Annotated in this window: 13 protein-coding genes; 3 read left to right on the top strand and 10 right to left on the bottom strand. The window is 61.1% G+C overall.

Translation table 11 applies throughout. From position 1 onward, the window contains the following. Nucleotide 1 precedes the first annotated feature (1 nt). The 9 genes from ACW9IB_RS06465 to ACW9IB_RS06425 form a co-directional block, all read right to left on the bottom strand. Nucleotides 2–1,300, bottom strand: a complete 1,299-nt coding sequence (locus ACW9IB_RS06465; RefSeq protein WP_457412828.1) for an acetyl-CoA C-acetyltransferase — start codon at nucleotides 1,298–1,300, stop codon at nucleotides 2–4. Further along, complete coding sequence (locus ACW9IB_RS06460) at nucleotides 1,297–2,187, bottom strand: MaoC family dehydratase (RefSeq protein ID WP_457367999.1); 891 nt, start codon at nucleotides 2,185–2,187, stop codon at nucleotides 1,297–1,299. Before ACW9IB_RS06460 ends, ACW9IB_RS06465 begins: the two co-directional genes overlap by 4 nt. A 3-nt stretch (nucleotides 2,188–2,190) precedes the next feature. Next, the gene (locus ACW9IB_RS06455; protein ID WP_457412826.1) at nucleotides 2,191–3,534 is read right to left on the bottom strand and encodes a 3-oxoacyl-ACP reductase; all 1,344 of its coding nucleotides are present in this window, start codon (nucleotides 3,532–3,534) and stop codon (nucleotides 2,191–2,193) included. A gap of 131 nt (nucleotides 3,535–3,665) precedes the next feature. Further along, nucleotides 3,666–6,191, bottom strand: coding sequence for an acyl-CoA dehydrogenase (locus tag ACW9IB_RS06450; RefSeq protein ID WP_457412824.1), 2,526 nt, complete (start codon nucleotides 6,189–6,191; stop codon nucleotides 3,666–3,668). A gap of 241 nt (nucleotides 6,192–6,432) precedes the next feature. Further along, a complete protein-coding gene (locus ACW9IB_RS06445) occupies nucleotides 6,433–7,842 on the bottom strand; it encodes an outer membrane protein transport protein (RefSeq protein WP_457412823.1) in 1,410 nt (469 codons plus the stop codon). A 125-nt stretch (nucleotides 7,843–7,967) separates the two neighbouring features. Continuing rightward, the gene (praB, locus tag ACW9IB_RS06440; protein ID WP_457412821.1) at nucleotides 7,968–8,471 is read right to left on the bottom strand and encodes an alkane oxidation protein activator PraB; all 504 of its coding nucleotides are present in this window, start codon (nucleotides 8,469–8,471) and stop codon (nucleotides 7,968–7,970) included. A 136-nt stretch (nucleotides 8,472–8,607) separates the two neighbouring features. After that, nucleotides 8,608–9,102 (bottom strand): alkane oxidation protein activator PraA, encoded by a 495-nt coding sequence (gene praA, locus ACW9IB_RS06435; RefSeq protein ID WP_457412820.1) that lies wholly within the window; start codon nucleotides 9,100–9,102, stop codon nucleotides 8,608–8,610. A gap of 131 nt (nucleotides 9,103–9,233) precedes the next feature. Further along, nucleotides 9,234–10,514, bottom strand: coding sequence for an alkane 1-monooxygenase (locus ACW9IB_RS06430; protein ID WP_457367993.1), 1,281 nt, complete (start codon nucleotides 10,512–10,514; stop codon nucleotides 9,234–9,236). A 309-nt stretch (nucleotides 10,515–10,823) separates the two neighbouring features. Next, nucleotides 10,824–11,822 (bottom strand): alpha/beta fold hydrolase, encoded by a 999-nt coding sequence (locus ACW9IB_RS06425; protein ID WP_457367992.1) that lies wholly within the window; start codon nucleotides 11,820–11,822, stop codon nucleotides 10,824–10,826. Between the two features lie 274 nt (nucleotides 11,823–12,096). Here ACW9IB_RS06425 and ACW9IB_RS06420 point away from each other — a divergent pair, with 274 nt between their 5' ends. The 3 genes from ACW9IB_RS06420 to ACW9IB_RS06410 are packed head-to-tail and all read left to right on the top strand — an operon-like array spanning nucleotide 12,097 to nucleotide 15,380. Next, nucleotides 12,097–13,635 carry a flavin-containing monooxygenase gene (locus ACW9IB_RS06420; protein WP_457412819.1) on the top strand — a complete coding sequence of 513 codons (1,539 nt, stop codon included), beginning with the start codon at nucleotides 12,097–12,099 and terminating at the stop codon, nucleotides 13,633–13,635. Next, a complete protein-coding gene (locus ACW9IB_RS06415) occupies nucleotides 13,632–14,522 on the top strand; it encodes an SDR family NAD(P)-dependent oxidoreductase (protein WP_457412817.1) in 891 nt (296 codons plus the stop codon). The genes ACW9IB_RS06420 and ACW9IB_RS06415 overlap by 4 nt, the downstream gene beginning before the upstream one ends. A gap of 15 nt (nucleotides 14,523–14,537) precedes the next feature. Continuing rightward, nucleotides 14,538–15,380: a metal-dependent hydrolase gene (locus ACW9IB_RS06410; RefSeq protein ID WP_457412816.1), complete on the top strand. Its 843-nt coding sequence runs from the start codon at nucleotides 14,538–14,540 to the stop codon at nucleotides 15,378–15,380. On the opposite strand, the gene ACW9IB_RS06405 is transcribed toward ACW9IB_RS06410, so the two are convergent. Next, nucleotides 15,377–17,452, bottom strand: a complete 2,076-nt coding sequence (locus ACW9IB_RS06405) for a PTS sugar transporter subunit IIC/EAL domain-containing protein (protein WP_457412814.1) — start codon at nucleotides 17,450–17,452, stop codon at nucleotides 15,377–15,379. The two genes, ACW9IB_RS06410 and ACW9IB_RS06405, sit on opposite strands and share 4 nt — an antisense overlap. Between the last annotated feature and the right edge of the window lie 2 nt (nucleotides 17,453–17,454).

The raw sequence follows: 17,454 nt of genomic DNA, 5'->3' as shown, positions 1-17,454 counted from the left end.
GCTACTTTTCGACGATGGCGGTAATCCCCAGCCCTCCCGCCGCACAAATGGAAATCAGGCCGCGCCCGCCGCCGCGCTCATGGATGGCCTTGGCCAGCGCCGCCAGTTGCCGGCCGCCGGTGGCGGCGAACGGATGGCCGCAGCCCAGCGAGCCACCGTTGACGTTCATCTTGCTGCGGTCAATGGGCCCCAGCGGTGCTTCCAAGCCTAGACGCTCGCGGCAATAATCGGCGTCTTCCCAGGCTTTCAGCGTGCACAGCACCTGGGCGGCGAACGCTTCATGGATCTCGAAAAAATCGAAATCGGCAAAGCTCAAGCCCTCGCGCGCGAGCATGCGCGGCACGGCATAGGCCGGGGCCATCAATAGGCCCTCGGTGCCGTCGACGAAGTTCACCGCCGCCGTTTCGCCGGTGCGCAGGTAAGCCAGCACCGGCCACCCGTGGGCCGCGGCCCATTCCTCGCTGGCCAGCAACACCACTGAGGCGCCATCGGTCAGCGGTGTGGAGTTGCCGGCGGTGAGCGTGCCGTTCTGCCGATCGTAGGCCGGAGACAAGCCGGCGAGCTTCTCCAGGCTGGCGTCCGCGCGCAGGTTGTTGTCGCGGGCCAGGCCACGATATGGGCTGATCAGGTCGTCGAAAAAACCGCGCCGGTACGCCGCGTCCAGCCGCTGATGGCTGCTGAGGGTCAGTTCATCCTGGGCCAAACGCTTGATCTGCCAGCGCTTGGCCATTTCTTCACAGTGCTCGCCCATGGACAGGCCCGTGCGCGGCTCGCCATTGCGCGGCAGCAACGGCTTGAACAACATCGATGGACGCACCTTCGACAAGGCCCGCAGTTTTGCCCCCATGCCCTTGGCACGGTTGGCCGCCAGCAAGGTGTGGCGCAACGATTCGTTGATGCCGATGGGCGCATCGGAGGTAGTGTCGGCGCCGCCGGCAACGCCCACGTCGATCTGGCCCAGGGCGATTTTATTGGCCACCAGCAACGCGGCTTCCAAACCCGTGCCGCAGGCTTGCTGGACATCGTAGGCGGGTGTGTCGGGGGACAAGGTGGTCGACAGCAGGGCTTCACGCGCGAGGTTGAAGTCCCGGGAATGCTTGATCACCGCGCCGGCGGCAAACTCCCCCAGGCGCTGGCCGTGCAGGTTGTAGCGATCCACCAGGCCTTGCAGCGCAGCCACCAGCAAATCCTGGTTGCTGTCATGGGCGTACACCGTGTTGGAGCGGGCAAACGGGATGCGGTTGCCGCCGATGATCGCGACGCGACGCACCGGGGCCGGATTGAAGCTGTAGTCACTCATCGACAGGTCTCATTCCAGATAAAGAGGCCGCGCATATGGGGCTTGTCGCCGGCGACATTGCGCACTTCGAATTCACGGCGCGGGCTCGTCACGGGGCGGCTCCAGAGCGCCACCTGGCCGGGCAGGAAGATCGGCAGTTTGAACTCGCAATGGGCCTCGGCCTGGTCCAGTCCGCCGGGCGGTTGCTGGGCGGCCAGTGCGCGGCCCAGGGTCCACATGCCATGGGCGATGGCACGGCGAAAGCCGAAGATCTTCGCGCCGATCACCGAGGTATGGATCGGGTTGAAGTCCCCCGACACCTTGGCAAAGCGTCGGCCCAGGTCGGCGGGCAGCGTCCAGCGCTGGGTGCGCAACAAGCCCTCTTCCGGCAACGGCAACCCATCGCCCCAGGGCTCCCCGACCGGTGCCTTGACGTCACGGCGCAAATACAGGCTGTCGCTTTCCCACACCAGGGCATCGTCGCCGTAGGCGCGGGTGGCGATGCTTAACGCCTGGCCCTTGGGATGGGCGACCCAGCGCTCGCAATACACCTCAAGGCGCAACGCCTGCCCCTCGTGCAAGCGCCGGTGCTGATGAATGCGATTGGCCAGGTGCACCATGCCGCTGGCCGGGTACGGAAAACTCGGTCGAGTCAGCAGCATCAGGTGCAGCGGGAACGCCAGCACATGGGGATAGGACAGTGGCACGCCCTGTTCGCGACGGAACCCGCAGGCGCGGCCATAGGCGGCAATGTCGCTGGGCGACAACGCCACCGCCGCGCGCACCAGGCGCTCCCTGGGCAGCAACGGCGCACCGTCGAGTTTGGGCTTGCGCAGGGCGCGCGCACCGTCGATCAACAAACGCATGCGCGACGGGGGTGGGTCGATGATCTGGGTCACGTAGTCCATGGCTCAGGCCCCCAACAGGCTTTGGCCGCAGACGCGTACGACTTGGCCGTTGACCCCACCGGACGCCGGGTGCGCCAGCCAGGCGATGGTTTCGGCCACATCGATGGGCTGACCGCCCTGGGACAAGGAATTCATGCGTCGCCCCGCCTCGCGGATCATCAACGGGATCTTCGCGGTCATCTGGGTCTCGATGAACCCGGGCGCCACCCCGTTGACCGTCACCTGCTGCGCAGCCGCCTTTGGTGCCAGGCCTTGTACCAGGCCAATCACCCCGGCTTTGGAGGTGGCGTAGTTACTCTGCCCCAGGTTGCCGGCAATGCCGGAAATCGACGACACGCACACAATCCGCCCTCCCGGGTTCAGCCCCTGGCTGTCCAGCAACGCGCTGCTCAATTGCAGCGGTGCCTCCAGGTTCACCGCCAGTACGCTGCGCCACGCGGCTTCGGTCATTTTGGCGATGGTTTTGTCGCGGGTGATGCCGGCGTTGTGCACCACCACATCGAATGCACCGTATTGACTGACATGGGCCTGCAACAGCGAAGCCGCGTCGGTGGCGGTGATGTCCAGCGGCAATGCCGATCCGCCGACACTGCTGGCCGCCTGCTGCAGGGCCTCATGGGACTGAGGCACGTCCACACACACCACATGGGCACCATCACGTGCCAACACCTGCGCGATGGCCAGCCCGATACCACGGGAGGCGCCGGTCACCAAGGCGCGGCGACCGACAAAGGGCTTATCCCAGTTGATCGTGTTATTGCCGTCCACCGTGTTTTCCAGGCGCACCACTTGCCCGGACACGTAGGCCGAACGGCGCGACAGAAAAAAGCGCAGGCTGCTGTCCAGCGCCGCTTCGGCACCCGGCGCCACGTAGATCAATTGCACGGTGATCGCCCGGCGCAGCTCCTTGGCCAGCGAGCGCACCAGCCCTTCCAGGGCGCGCTGGGCGATGGCTTGGGGCAAATCCCTGCAATGCTCCGGCGCCGTGCCGAGCACCACCACACGGCCATGGTGGCCGATGCGCTTGGCGTTCGCATGGAAGAACACGTAGAGCTCATCGAGTTGCTGCAAGTCCGTCACGCCGCTGGCGTCGAACACCGCGCCCTGCACCTTGACCGTGGACGGCGCCTTGGGGGTCGCCGGGATGGCGGCCACGGTGTCGGTGGCTTCAAGCACCTGTTGCACCGGCTCGATCAGGCGCCCTGCCCCGGCGATGATCACCGGGTTGACCAACCCGTGCTGGCCGCTGCGATGGCGTTGCAGCGGTAGCGGTTGCGGCAGGCCGACGGCCTGGGCCAGGCGCCGACCCCAGGGGGAATTGACGAAAGAAAGGTAGCTGTCACTCATAGAGACATTCACTCACAACACATTCTGACCGTGTAAACCCGATTCCCTGTGGGAGCTGACCTGCCTGCGCCAGCGGTGTCAGGTGTACCGCTATCGCAGGCAAGCCAGCGCTCACATTGACCGTGCTTGTCCTAATTGACCGAGGCGTTTTCGCTCTGGCTGTTGCGACGTTTTACCGCCGGTTCCAACGCCTGCTTGCGCTGTTGCAACGCCTCCAGCAAACCGAAATCCTGCGGGAAGTCGTCGACCTGGATGCCATGGTCGGCGTATTCCACGTAGCGTCCCAGCAAGGTGTCTTCGTCGTCGCTGATCAGGTCCAGCGCCCGCGCCTTGATACGCCAGGCGGTGAACGCAGCAGCGGAAATCGGCATGGGTTCGATCACGCCCTGCTTCACGGCGGCCTTGAGCCGTGCCTCGATCAGTTCCACTTGGGGCAACAGGCGGAAACCCAATTCACCGTAAGCCAGCTTGTCGATTTCCGGACGCGGTATGTAGGAATTGGCCAGCAGGCGGTCACGGGTCTCGCCCGGGGTCTGCACCACGTCCGCCACCCGGGCCAGCAAATGGTCGGAGGGTTTACGCAGGGGAATGCCGAGCGGGAACGTCAACACTTTCAGCACGCTTGCGGTGGCTTTCGACGGGTAGTTATCCAGCACTTCGGCCAAGGCTTCATGGGCGCGCAACAACGCATCCTGTGCAGCCCAGTGCACCAACGGCAGGTCCGCCTGGGGCCGGCCATCATCTTCAAAACGCTTGAGTACGCAGGACAGGATGTACAGCTGCGACAGAATATCCCCCAGCCGCCCGGTGATACTTTCCTTGCGCTTGAGGGCCCCGCCCAGTACGCCCATGGAAATATCCGAGATCAACGCCAGCACCACCGACAGTCGATTGGCCTGGCGGTAGTAGGATGCCAGCGCCGGGTCGGTCTTGGCCGGAGCCGAAATCAGCCGCCCACCGGTCAGCGAATGCACGACAGCGCGTACGGTATTGGCCAGTACAAAGCTCACGTGGCCGAACATTGCAGTGTCGAAGGCTTCCAGCGCCTTGCGTCGGTCCGGGTTGCGCGCCGCTTCCATTTCGCGGAACACATAGGGATGGCAACGGATCAGGCCCTGGCCAAAGATGATCAGGCAGCGGGTCATGATGTTTGCCCCCTCCACCGTAATGGCGATGGGGCTTTGCTGGTAGGCACGGGCCAGGAAGTTGTTCGGGCCCATGCAGATGCCCTTGCCGGCGACGATGTCCATGCCGTCGTTGACGATGATCCGTGCACGTTCGGTGACGTGGTATTTGGCGATGGCCGAGATCACCGACGGTTTTTCGCCGGCATCCAGGGACGCCACCGACACTTTGCGCACCGCATCACAGGCGTACAAGTGCCCGGCCATGCGCGCCAACGGCGCTTGCACGCCCTCGAATTTGCCGATGGGCAAGCCGAATTGCTTGCGCATCGCCGCGTAGGCCGTGGTGCCGCGCACGGCGACCTTGCCCAGGCCAACGTTGGCCGACGGCAGGGAAATTGCGCGACCGGCCGCCAGGCATTCCATCAACATGCGCCAGCCGTTGCCGACCTGCTCACGACCACCAATCACCCACTCCAGCGGAATGAACACGTCCTTGCCGGTGGTCGGGCCGTTCTGGAACACCGCATTCAGCGGCCAGTGGCGACGGCCGCTGTTGACGCCCGGATGGGAGGTTGGAATCAGCGCACACGTAATGCCGAGTGAACCTGGGGCGCCGAGCAAGCCGTCCGGGTCTTCGGCGCGAAACGCCAGGCCGAGCACGGTGGCAATCGGGCCGAGGGTGATGTAGCGCTTGTCCCAGGTCACCTTGAAACCGAGCACTTCTTCGCCTTCATGGATGCCTTTGCAGACGATGCCCAGGTCGGGAATGGCGCCTGCATCGGAACCGGCATACGGGCTGGTCAGGGCGAAACACGGGATGTCTTCACCGCGGGCCAGACGCGGCAAGTAGTAATTGCGCTGGGCATCGGTGCCGTAGTGCAACAGCAACTCGGCCGGGCCCAGGGAGTTGGGCACCATCACCGAAATCGCCGCCGCCGAGCAACGGGTCGACAGCTTCATCACCACTTGGGAATGGGCATAGTGGGAGAAGCCTTTGCCACCGTATTGCTTGGGAATGATCATGCCGAGGAAGCCGGCGTCCTTGGTGTACTGCCAGCCTTCGGGGGACAGGTCCTGCCAGATCTGGGTGGTTTCCCAGTCGTTGGCCATGTCGCAGAGGGTTTCGACTTCGTTGTCGAGGAAGGCTTGCTCCTCGGCACTCAAGCTGGCCGGCGCCGCGCTCAACAACCGTTGCCAGTCGGGCTTGCCGCTGAACAATTCGGCATCCCACCAGACCGTGCCGGATTCGATGGCCGCCCGTTCGGTGTCAGACATCGCGGGCATGATGGTGCGGAACAGGCCCAGCGCCTTGCTCGTCAACAACGCACGGCGCAGGGGTTTGATTGCCAGCAGCAAGGCCGGTGCGATGACCAGCACCGCCGCAACCGTGATGCCAAGCGTGGCGATCACATTGAACAGATAGCCCACCGCCAACCAGATCAGGCCAACGCCCAGCCAAACAGTGGCCGCAGCTTGTCGATACGCCAGGGCAATCGCAGCTGCGAAACCCGCCAATAACCAGATAACCATGGGGATACCTCTACTCGATTCAGGGTACGGCTCAGGTTCGTCCGGTCGAAATGACCGACGACGTAAAGCCACACTACAAACTTGCAAAACCGAATTCAAATTTTGTTTTGAAATTTTTATTTAATCTTTGGGCAAAAAAAAATGGCTGTGCAGGCCAGCCTGGTTCAACCGTGAGGTGAAACATCGATAAGGGTCGCTACGGCGACCCTCGCCAAACGGCGCCAAACAGGTTTGAGTGGGATCAGAACGCGTACGTCGCGGAAAGACTGACAACCTCACCCTTCGCGTCTGCCTTGCCGTCCAGGGTTGCTCCGCCAAGACGATCCTGGTTGTGAGTGCGCAGCTTGGCTTTCTCGACGAACTGCCGTGAATAGGCACCGTCAATACTAAAGCCAGGGATGGCGCGGATGTTGTAGCCAAACCCCAGCGACGCAAAAATCCGGTCCCCGTCAGGAATACGCGGGTCACGCGTGGAGTTGCGCGTCGGTGTCTGGTCGGTGGCAACACCTGCGCGGAAGGTAAAGTCGTCGGTAAATTTGTAATCGCCGCCCAGCGACACCATCCAGGCATCCTTGTAGTTATAGGGAATCGACACAATTTGCACGCCGTCGGACTTCAACGTCAGCGACTTGAATGACGACCATTGGGTCCAGGTCACACTGGCGCCCAAGGTGAGGCGATCGTTGAACTGGTGAACCCAGTCGACGGAGGCATTGGCCGGAACGTCCAATTGTGTGGTCGCATTGGCACCGTTGGAGTTGAGGGTAAGCCCCGGATAAGCCAACGCAGGCAGGCCGCCGTCGATCAGTGCCTTGTTCGCTTCGTCCGCATAAATGCTGTACTTGCCCTCCAGCTTATTCTTGATTTTCGCGTGGTAGTTCAAGCCCAGAGTATCGAATTCTGTGGGTTTCCAGGCGACGCCGGCAAACCAGCCCACGGAGGTGTTGTCCACCTTCACACGCATCAACGAGCTGCCTACGCCGGAGGGGAACGGAATACCGATGGTGGGTGACAGCGCCGCTGCCGCATACAGGTCCAGGTTCTGGCTTACAAAGCCCTTGGTGTGCTGGACAATTGCGCCGGCACCCACCGAGAACTGGTCATTGACCTTGAAGGATAACGAACCGGTCACACCGACGGTTTCAATGCGGGTATCGACGGCGAAGTCACGACCAATCCAATCCTGATCCCACGTGGTGCGCGCACCCAATGGCACCACCTGGCTAAGTCCGAAGGCGAAACGATCATTGATCGGCATCACCATAAAGCCGGTTGGCAACCACGCGGTAAAACCACCCTGACCGCCATCTCCGGTACGCGGAGTGGAACTGAGATCCGTGGGGTCGACAGCGGCAGGCGCGTTACCTGCATAGTCTTTGGCTGTGCCTTTGTACTTGATATCGATCCGTGCGTAATCGACAGTGAACTGGGAAATATTGCGATCGATAAAGGCCATGGCCGCCGGGTTGTTATACGCCGCGGAAGGGTCGTTCTGGAACAACGATCCCCCACCGAAGGCGCGCCCCCAGCCTGGAGCACCGAAAGTCGGTGTAGCAAAACCGCCAGCGTGTGCGTGCCCAGCCACAGTGATGAGACCGCCGAGAACGGCGAGGCTCAACAAAGTGCGTGCCTGCTGTTTCTTATTATCCATGCTCCACTCCGTTATTGTTTTTATCCTCCACGATCGGTTTCACCGACCTGGACTACCGCAACCAGTGCCTCTTGCGAGGCACTGGCGTCTTTCAACGTGTGATCACCACGTCAAGCGCATGACGCTTATGGAGAAACGGTAAAGACAGGGGTTGGCACTGCGGTCAGAGCCGTGATCTTGCAAGAGCCCACGGTCTGGGCGCTCGGTACGCTGAGGGTATTGGTGCTGTTGTTGAAGCCGACATTGATGGTCACTGGTGTCGCGGTGCAGTCCGACAGGATCTTGAATTTCACGCCCGAAACGGTACCGGTGAAAGCAGTCGGGCCACCGCCGGTGACCGCGAGGGTCCATGGCAGCCCTTGCAGGACAGGCACTGCGCAGAGCGAGTTGGAACCACTGACGGTGGCGCCGGTGATGGACGCGCTGGAGCCGTTGGCGGCAACAGTGCCGGTAAAGACGATGTTGCAGGTGACCGGAAGATTCAGGGAAGCAGGCGACGTAACAGTGATCGAGCCGGCGGTGGAGAATGCAGCACCCGCCGGTGCGATAGTTGCTGCATTGGCCATCGAAACGGCACCGAAGCACAGCGCGAACGAAGTTGCACAAACGAGGGCTTTCAAGCTTTTCATTGTTTTTCCTCACATGTTATGGCGAATTCATTTCGCCAGGGGTAATGGCCATGATCGAGAGGTCACGGTGAAACTGCAGAACTTCCCTTTCCAGCCAAATCTCAATTCAATTACCGCTTACAACCGTCGGAGAGTCTTATTCGACAACTTTGAAGTTAGGCGGCATCTTGATCGACACCGTCTTGATCTTGCAGTCTTCGCCAATCGGCACATTGGCGGCCTCCAACTTTCCGGTGGCGTTATCCCAAGTACCCTCAGCCGTTGAAGGACCGCACTTGCCGCCGAGGCCGAAGGCGTGAACATCCACGCTGATCTTCGACATGGAGCCGCTTCGGGTATCTTTGGCGACTAGAATCCACGGCAAGTTGGTGGCTTCGACACGGCTGCACTTGAGGCCGCCGTCGAACTCGACTTTATCGACATTGACCGACGAACCATCGGCCGCCACCTTGCCGGCCACCTTGATGGTGCAGTCGGCGCTGATCAGCGCACCTTTGGAGAAGCTGATCGGGCCTTGCGCCGTAAAGGCGCTGCCGGCCGGTTCGATACGGGCAGCCTGGGCCTGGTGATAGGCGATCAGGCCCAGGGCGGCCAAAACGACATGGACAGTGAACTTGGCAGGGCTTTGCATAATAGGTACGTCCTTCCCTTGAAGTTATTGTTGTAGGGTCAAACAACTTTCCAGCCACGCCATCGGTAAACTCAGGGCGAACAGACCCGCGCGGTACACGTGTCACGCGTTCGCCCAACTAACGAGTTACGTCAAAACGGTGTGGCGCTATTACTGTACTTTTCCAGGTACTTCAATCGTTGTGACGGCTGGAGATTGGTGAGTGTGATATCCCCGGCATAATGATTAAGTACCCGGTGATCCATGCGTCGTCGCCACAAGTAAGGCACATACGCCCAGACAATCATGCTCGCATAACCATATGGCAGTTGCGGTGACTCATCAAAGTGGCGCAACGACTGATAACTGCGCGTGGGGTTGGCATGGTGATCGGAATGCCGCTGCAACTGGAACAGAAAGATATTGGTGACGATCCGGTTGCTGTTCCACGAATGCCGGGGTGAACAACGCTCATAACGACCGTTGGGCAACTTCTGACGCTTAAGCCCGTAGTGCTCCACATAGTTCACTACTTCCAGCAACGAGAAGCCGTAGATGCCCTGGATAATCAGGAACGGAACCACCGCCATCCCCAACCAGGCAATCATCGCGCCCCACAACACCACGCTGTAGAGCCAGGCGCTGAGCACGGCGTTCTTCCAATGCCAGGCCGACAGACCGAGTTTGCGCAGGCGTTCGCGCTCCAGGTTCCAGGCCGAACGTGCGCTGAACCACACCGAGCGCGGCAGGAATGCCCAGAAACTCTCACCCAGGCGTGAGCTGGCCGGGTCTTCCGGAGTGGCGACACGCACATGATGGCCACGGTTGTGTTCGGTGTAGAAATGCCCATAGAAGGTTGGTGCCAATGTGACCTTGGCCAGGAACACTTCCAGCGGGTTGGGCTTGTGCCCCAGTTCATGGGCCGTGTTGATGGCAATGCCGGTGGCAGCACCGGTGGACATGGCCATGCCCAGGTAAGTGAACCAGCTGATCTCACCATGCAGTTGCACGCGGCTCGTGATGTAACTGGCGGCCTGTGCCTGCCAACTGGAAGCCTCAAGCCCGCTCACGGCGTGAAGCAGGCCCCCGCCGATGATCCAGTCGATACCGTCAGCGGCCAGCCAGCCGGTGATCACCACTGACGAAATCACGAACAGCACGCCGGTGTACACGATCCAGCGGTAATAGCGTTGAGATTCGAGGTGGCTGACGGCCGACTCCGGCGGGTTGCTGACGTCTTCGCCCAGCAGACCGTCGATCAGCGGGATCAGGCCAAAGATCACCAGCACACCCACCCACCACAATTGCTGGATGCCGGTGGTGATGGCGAGCGCGCCGGAAAGCAGGGGTGTTGCCAAAGGCATGATGCCCAGCCACCACAGGTGACGCTTGCCGTCTGTCCAGACGCGCGGTGCAGTCAGCGTCTGGTTCATGGCAGCCTCCGTACGAGAACGGCAGGCAGGGCGGGCGCAGAAAACAGGTTCAGGGAGCGTTGGACACTCCGGGAATTCAACCATGCGATAAAAGACGTTTTTTTCATTTTTATTCGCTCTTAGGCATTTCAAAAATCATTTCAAAACAAACATTGAAATATTTTTTTAAACAAATAGCTCGGAATCGTTAGGTCGTCAACCAATTTTTCCAGCCCCTTCGGATGTGACCGAGCAGTCTCTTTTTCGGCGGTTTGGTCAGGTCTCTAGTGCAGGCATTTGCGACATCCAGGCCCGCAATGAGGACGAAGATCATTTATTCGTCACTGCGAGCGACAGCGGCAAAATTGCCGCGCTTTCCGTTGGCCTCACCCGCTTGGCCACCTGTCGTACCACCTCCGTAACGCGCGCCGTCGCGGTGATCGGCAACATATGTCCGCGCCCCTCCACCAGGTGCAGCTTCAGGCCGGGCACTTTGTCGGCCAAGGCCTGACCATGCTTGCGAAAGTCCAGCACCGCGTCCCGGGCGCCGTAGACAAGGCCGATGGGCAGGGTGAGTTGCCCATAGCGCTTGACCATGCCCGGCAGGTGATCGTTGACTTGGGCGATCTCAGTGGAGGCGGCATAGTAGTTATCCGGCCGCATGCCGAGCAGCCCGCCGCCACGGGTGGCGAAATCCTCGGGCGCCTGATCGGGCGCGAACACGCCCCTGACCACCGAACGTCGAGTCAATAGCCCCATCGGTACCGTCAGGGTGCGCGACACCCAGCGCCGCAACCACGCCGGACGCACGGCCAGTGACCAGAACACCAGCGGCAAACGTGGTTGGGGGTGGGTCAGTGGCGCTACCAGCACCAGGCCCGAGACGGCGTGAGGATGGTCGAGGGCCAATGCCAGGGCAATCGCACCGCCCAGGGAATGCCCCAGCACCAGAGGCTTGTCCAGGTCCAGCGTCTTGATGAAGGCCGCGATCTGCCGCGCCTGGGCCGGCAGGTCCGTGGCGGTGCCCGTATGGCGGGTGGAGTAACCGGAGCCCGGGCGGTCGAGGGTAATCACTCGGAAGTGTTCACGCAGTTGCCCGGACAAGGCGTAGGTCAGGTTGCGATTGCTGCCCATCAGCCCGTGAATCATCACCAGCGGTGGGCCTTTGCCCTCATCGACATAATGAAAGCGCTCGTCCCCGACCTCGACGAAGCGCCCATTGATCGGAACCGCCGTTTCAATGCGCCGTGTCATCCACGCACTGAAGCCCCACAACACGCCGCTCGCCCCTACACACACAGCCGCAGCGACAATCCAATCGACAGCCATAGCTCGGTCCTCTGCTTCCCTGCTGCTGGCGATCCGACCGGTATTGATCAGGACCTCAGCCATCGTCCACACCCTGGACCCAGACCCTGCATACCGTGCTCGTCCGTCGGACAAGTCGCATATGCGGAACAAGGTCCTAGCGTAGGCGATATTTTCAGGTAGATTATTTAAAATCTTTTTTAAAATAATTAATTCAATTTTTCTTTGCAATGGTGTTTTATCCAGACGACATAACAAGAACAGGAGCTCATCCGATGCCCATCAAGGACAGCCTATGAATGCCCACCACGATGCGGTCGACATCGCTATCATCGGTTCCGGTTTCGCCGGCCTGTGCATGGCGATCAAACTCAAGGAAGCCGGGATCACCGACTTTTTCATCGCCGAGCAGGCCGATACCCTCGGCGGCACCTGGCGTGACAATCACTACCCAGGCTGCGCGTGCGACGTGCAGTCCCACGTGTATTCGTTTTCCTTTGCGCCCAACCCGGACTGGACGCGGCAATTTGCGCCGCAGGCGGAGATCCGTGCCTATCTGGAAGACTGTGCGCAACGCTTCGAACTTGCGCCGTTCCTGCGCTTTGGCATGGGCCTGCAACGCGCGGTGTTCGATGAAAACCAGCAGCGCTGGCAACTGGCTTTCAGCGACGGGCGCCAGGTCAGCGCACGGGTGCTGGTGTCGGGCATGGGCGGCCTGTCGCGCCCCGCATTGCCGGCCATACCCGGGCTGGACAGCTTCAAGGGCAAGCGCTTTCACTCACAGCAGTGGGACCACGACTACTCGCTCAAAGGCAAGCGCGTCGCGGTGATCGGTACCGGCGCCAGTGCCATTCAGTTTGTGCCGCGGATTGCATCGCAAGTGGCCCACCTCGACCTGTTCCAGCGCACCCCGCCATGGATCATGCCCAAGCCGGACCGCAAGATTTCGCGCCTTGAGCGCTGGGCCTTCAAACATTTGCCGTTTACGCAAAGACTGGTGCGGGGTGCTTTCTATTGGGCACTGGAAGGCCGCGTGGTGGGGTTTGCCCTGCATCCCCGGCTGATGAAGATGGTGCAGAAGATCGCCCTGCGTCACTTGCACAAGCAGGTGTCCCGCCCTTCCCTGCGCAAAGTCCTGACGCCGGACTACACCATCGGCTGCAAGCGGGTACTTATCTCCAACGACTACTACCCGGCGCTGTCCCGCAGCAATGTCGAGGTGGTGACCGAGCGCGTATTGCGCATCGAGGCGGACGGCGTGATCACTGCCGACGGCATCAAGCACCCGGCCGACTGCCTGATCTTCGGCACTGGCTTCCAGGCCACCGATCCTCTGCCCCGGGACTGCATCATCGGCCGTGACGGGATCGACCTGATGGACACCTGGCGCGACGGCGCTCACGCGTACAAGGGCACCACGGTGCCGGGCTACCCGAACCTGTTCCTGATCGTCGGGCCGAACACGGGTCTGGGGCACAACTCGATGATTTTAATGATCGAGGCCCAGGTGACTTACATCCTCGACGCCCTGCAACAGATGCAGCGGCACCGCATCGCGACGGTGGACGTCAAACCGGCAGTGGAACAGACCTATAACCAACAGCTGCAGGACAAACTCAAGCGCACCATCTGGAACACCGGTGGTTGCCAGAGCTGGTACCTCGACCCACGCACCGGCAAGAACACCACTTTGTGGCCCGGCTCGACCTGGCGCTTCAAGCAGGCCACCCGGCACTTCGCCCTCAAGGACTATGTGACCGGCCTGGCGCCGGTGCCGCAGGCCTCTCGCCCAGCACTGTCATCCCACTCCACTCCCGAGGGCAGCCTGTCATGAAGTCATTCAACGGTCGCGTCGCGGCCATTACCGGCGCGGCCTCCGGCATGGGTCGCGCACTGGCCCTGGCATTGGCGCGTGAGGGTTGCCACCTGGCACTGGCGGACAAGAACAGCCAGGGGCTCGAACAGACACTGGCCCTGATCCGGACCTCCACCTTGTCGCCGGTGACTGTCACCCTCCAGGTACTGGATGTTTCCAACCGCCAGGCCGTGGAAGACTGGGCAGCGCGCTGTGCCACCGAACACGGCCAGATCAACCTGGTCTTCAATAACGCCGGGGTGGCGCTGTCCAGCACCGTGGAAGGCGTGGACTACGCCGACCTGGAATGGATCGTCGACATCAATTTCTGGGGCGTGGTCTACGGCACCAAAGCATTCCTGCCGTATCTCAAGGCCAGCGGCGAAGGCCATGTGATCAACACTTCCAGCGTGTTCGGCCTGTTCGCCCAACCCGGCATGAGTGGCTACAACGCCACCAAATTCGCCGTGCGCGGCTTTACCGAGTCCTTGCGTCAGGAATTGGACTTGCAACGGTGTGGTGTCTCTGCCACCTGCGTGCATCCCGGTGGCATCCGCACCGATATCTGCCGCAGCAGTCGCATCGACGCCAACATGACCGGCTTTTTGATCCACAGCGAACAACAGGCCCGTGCCGATTTCGAGAAACTCTTCATCACCGACGCCGACCAGGCCGCCCGGGTGATTCTGCGGGGCGTGCGCAAAGACAAGCGCCGTGTGCTGATCGGTCGTGACGCGTGGTTCCTCGACCTGCTGGCGCGCTGCATGCCCGCCGCTTATCAAGCCCTGGTGGTGTTTGCCAGCAAGCGCATGGCGCCCAAACCGCGTACGCCTGCGTTTGAAACCAACGACGAGACCCGTCTCTGAACAGGAGTACGCACCATGTTGCCGATCCGCCGCGATATCCGTTTTGCTCTGCCCGCCGAGCGCATCAAGGACTGGCACGAACAAGGCCCGTTCATCACGCATTTTTTCAACGCCCTGTCGTTGTTATTTCCCCAGGGCGAACTGTTCTTCATGGACAGCGTGCGGCACTACCGTGCCCATATCGACGAGCCGGAACTGAAAAAGCAGATCCAGGGTTTTATCGGCCAGGAAGCCATGCACAGCCGCGAACATGTGGCCTATAACGGCTTGCTGCAGGCCGCCGGACTGCCCGCCCACTTGCTGGACCGGCGCCTCAAGTTCATCCTCGACCTGCAGAAAAAACACCTGCCGCCGGCCTTCAACCTCGCGGTGACCATCGCCCTTGAGCACTACACGGCGATGCTTGCGGAGATTCTGCTGAGCGACCCGTCACGCTTCGGCAATTCGCTCAAGGGCTACCAGCAGATGTGGTACTGGCACGCTCTGGAAGAAACCGAACACAAAGCGGTGGCGTTCGATGTGTGGAACCGTGTGATCGCGCCCGGGCCCAGGCGCTACCTGCTGCGCACCGGGACCATGCTCACCACCAGCGTGTTTTTCTGGTTGGTCGTGTTCGATTTTCATGTACGCCTGTTGATTGCCGACCGCAAGTCGGTGGGGTTCCTCAAAGGCGTCTGGCGGATGCTCAAGTTTCTGTACGGACCGCGGGGCGTCTTCCCACGCATGCTGCTGCCTTGGCTGCACTACTTCAAACCGGGCTTTCATCCCTGGGACCACGATAACCGGCTGCGCCTCAGGGGTATCGACCGCTTGCTCGAAGAAATCGAGCAGACCCGGCGCAGCTACGAATCAGCCTAACCCGCAGCCAGATCAGCGCGGGCACGAACGAAGCTTTCCAACTGGTCGCCCGGCAGCGCCTTACTGAAATACCAGCCCTGGATAATCAACTCGGTGCCGGTATTCAGGAAGGCCAACTGTTCGGCGGTCTCTACGCCCTCTACCACCACCCCCAGGTTCAGTGCCTCGCAGAAACGCAGCATGCCGGTCAGCACTTGGGCGCCTTTGGGATCGTGCTGGGCAACCACGAAGCTGCGGTCGATCTTGATAAAGTCCACCGGAAACTGGTGCAGGTAACTCAAGGCCGAAAAACCGGTGCCAAAGTCATCGATATACACCTTGGCACCAATGGCCTGCAGTTTCCGAATGGTCTGGCGCGTGGCCTGAATGTCGCCCACCAGCGCATCTTCGGTGATTTCCACCGAGACCTGCCCGTGGGCCTGGGCGAGGATTTCCACCAGCCGCTCGCCATAGGCGGCATCCGTGAGCGTTGCGCTGGAAATATTGATGGTCATGGGCAACGCAAACCCGAGTTTTTGCCATTTCTGATATTGACGCACCGCTTGGGACGCGACCCACATGTCCACATCCGGCATTAACCGCGCCTGGGCCAGCCATTGCAGAAACTCCCAAGGTGAATGCACCGTACCCTGGGCGTCTCGGGCACGCATCAAGGCTTCGCATCCGGTGCATAGCCCGGTGCGCGTGGAGACCTGGGGCTGGAATTCCAGATAAAACTCGTAGTCACTGATCTGCTGGATGCGGCTTAACTCAGTGGCCTGGCGCGCCAGCACCTTGTGGGAAGCCAGTATCGGGTCAAGCTCGCGCAGCCGACCTCTTTCTTCCAGGCCACGAAAGGTCATGTCCAGGGACTTGAGATAGACCGTGCCTCCTTCGCTCGCCTGACGGTGAATCGCCCGCACATAAGGGGCGTAAATCAAGGTGCCCAACCCCAGCAAGGCAACTTGCAACACCACCGCCGCCATGTCCCCGTGGGTGCTGAGGTACGCGTTGAACAACACCGGCGCGGTAAAGGGCACGCTGACCACTGCCGGCGACACCCAGCCCAGATGCACGACCGTCAGCGCCAACATCGCATTGCAGGCCGGCACCAGCAGAAACGGCACAAACAGGCGCGGGTTGAGGATGATCGGCAAGCCAAACAGCAGCACTTCACTGACGTTGAACAACGACAGCGGCAGGCTGGCGATCGCGAGCAGACGCATGGACTGGCTTTTGGAAAACAGCAGGATCGCCAGCAGCAGGCACAACGCCCCACCCGAACCACCGATAAAGGCAAAACAGCCCAGCAAACCGCTGTTCAAGCTGTACTTGATCGTCTCCCCCGCCGCTGCCGCCCCAGCATTGAACACCACGGCCTGGTCCAGCACATCGAACAAGGGCTGCATGGCATACACGCCGTGGATCCCGAAAAACCACAACAACGAATTCATCAAGGTGACAAACAGTCCGCTGCCATAGGGCGACTCCAACCCATCCAGCACCTGCGGCCCCTGAAGCTGCGCCACATAGGGAATCTGCAACAGCAGCGACAGCACCACCACCAGCGCACACGCCGTCAGAGCCCCCGGCACCACCATATTGATGGTGCCCTTGAGGTTGTGTCCTACCAGGTCTTCGTTGACCAACCGGGTCCAGCGATACCGGTGCAGCCAGGCGATAGCGGGTACATTCAGCAGCGGCGAGGCAATCGCGATGAACAGCACAAAGGTCGCCGATGCACGGGGGTAGTCATGCAGGATGAACGTCGCCACCACCACATGTGCCAGGCAAAGGAACGCCACGGGCAGTTGGGGCAAGCGGTACTGGATCGCCAGCATATAGCCGATGGACGCCGCCACCAGCAGCGGAATCACCGAGCTGATCTGGTTGTGCAGCGCGGCCAGAAAGGTCACCACACGCGGGTCGAAATCCAGCACGCGCGCGCACTCTGACAGGATCAGAAAACCTGCCGACACCAACAGGCACGGCAGGATCCATAACAACCCCTCGCGGATGGCGCGCAACGAATCGGTGCTGGCCAGGGCAGCCAGTCGCTGGGTAAAAAACAGCTTGAACAGCGTTTGCGCCATGA

Source organism: Pseudomonas sp. SDO524_S393 (assembly GCF_054071875.1).
The sequence above is the reverse complement of the archived record's forward strand: the minus strand, read 5'-3'. Positions and strand labels throughout refer to the sequence as shown.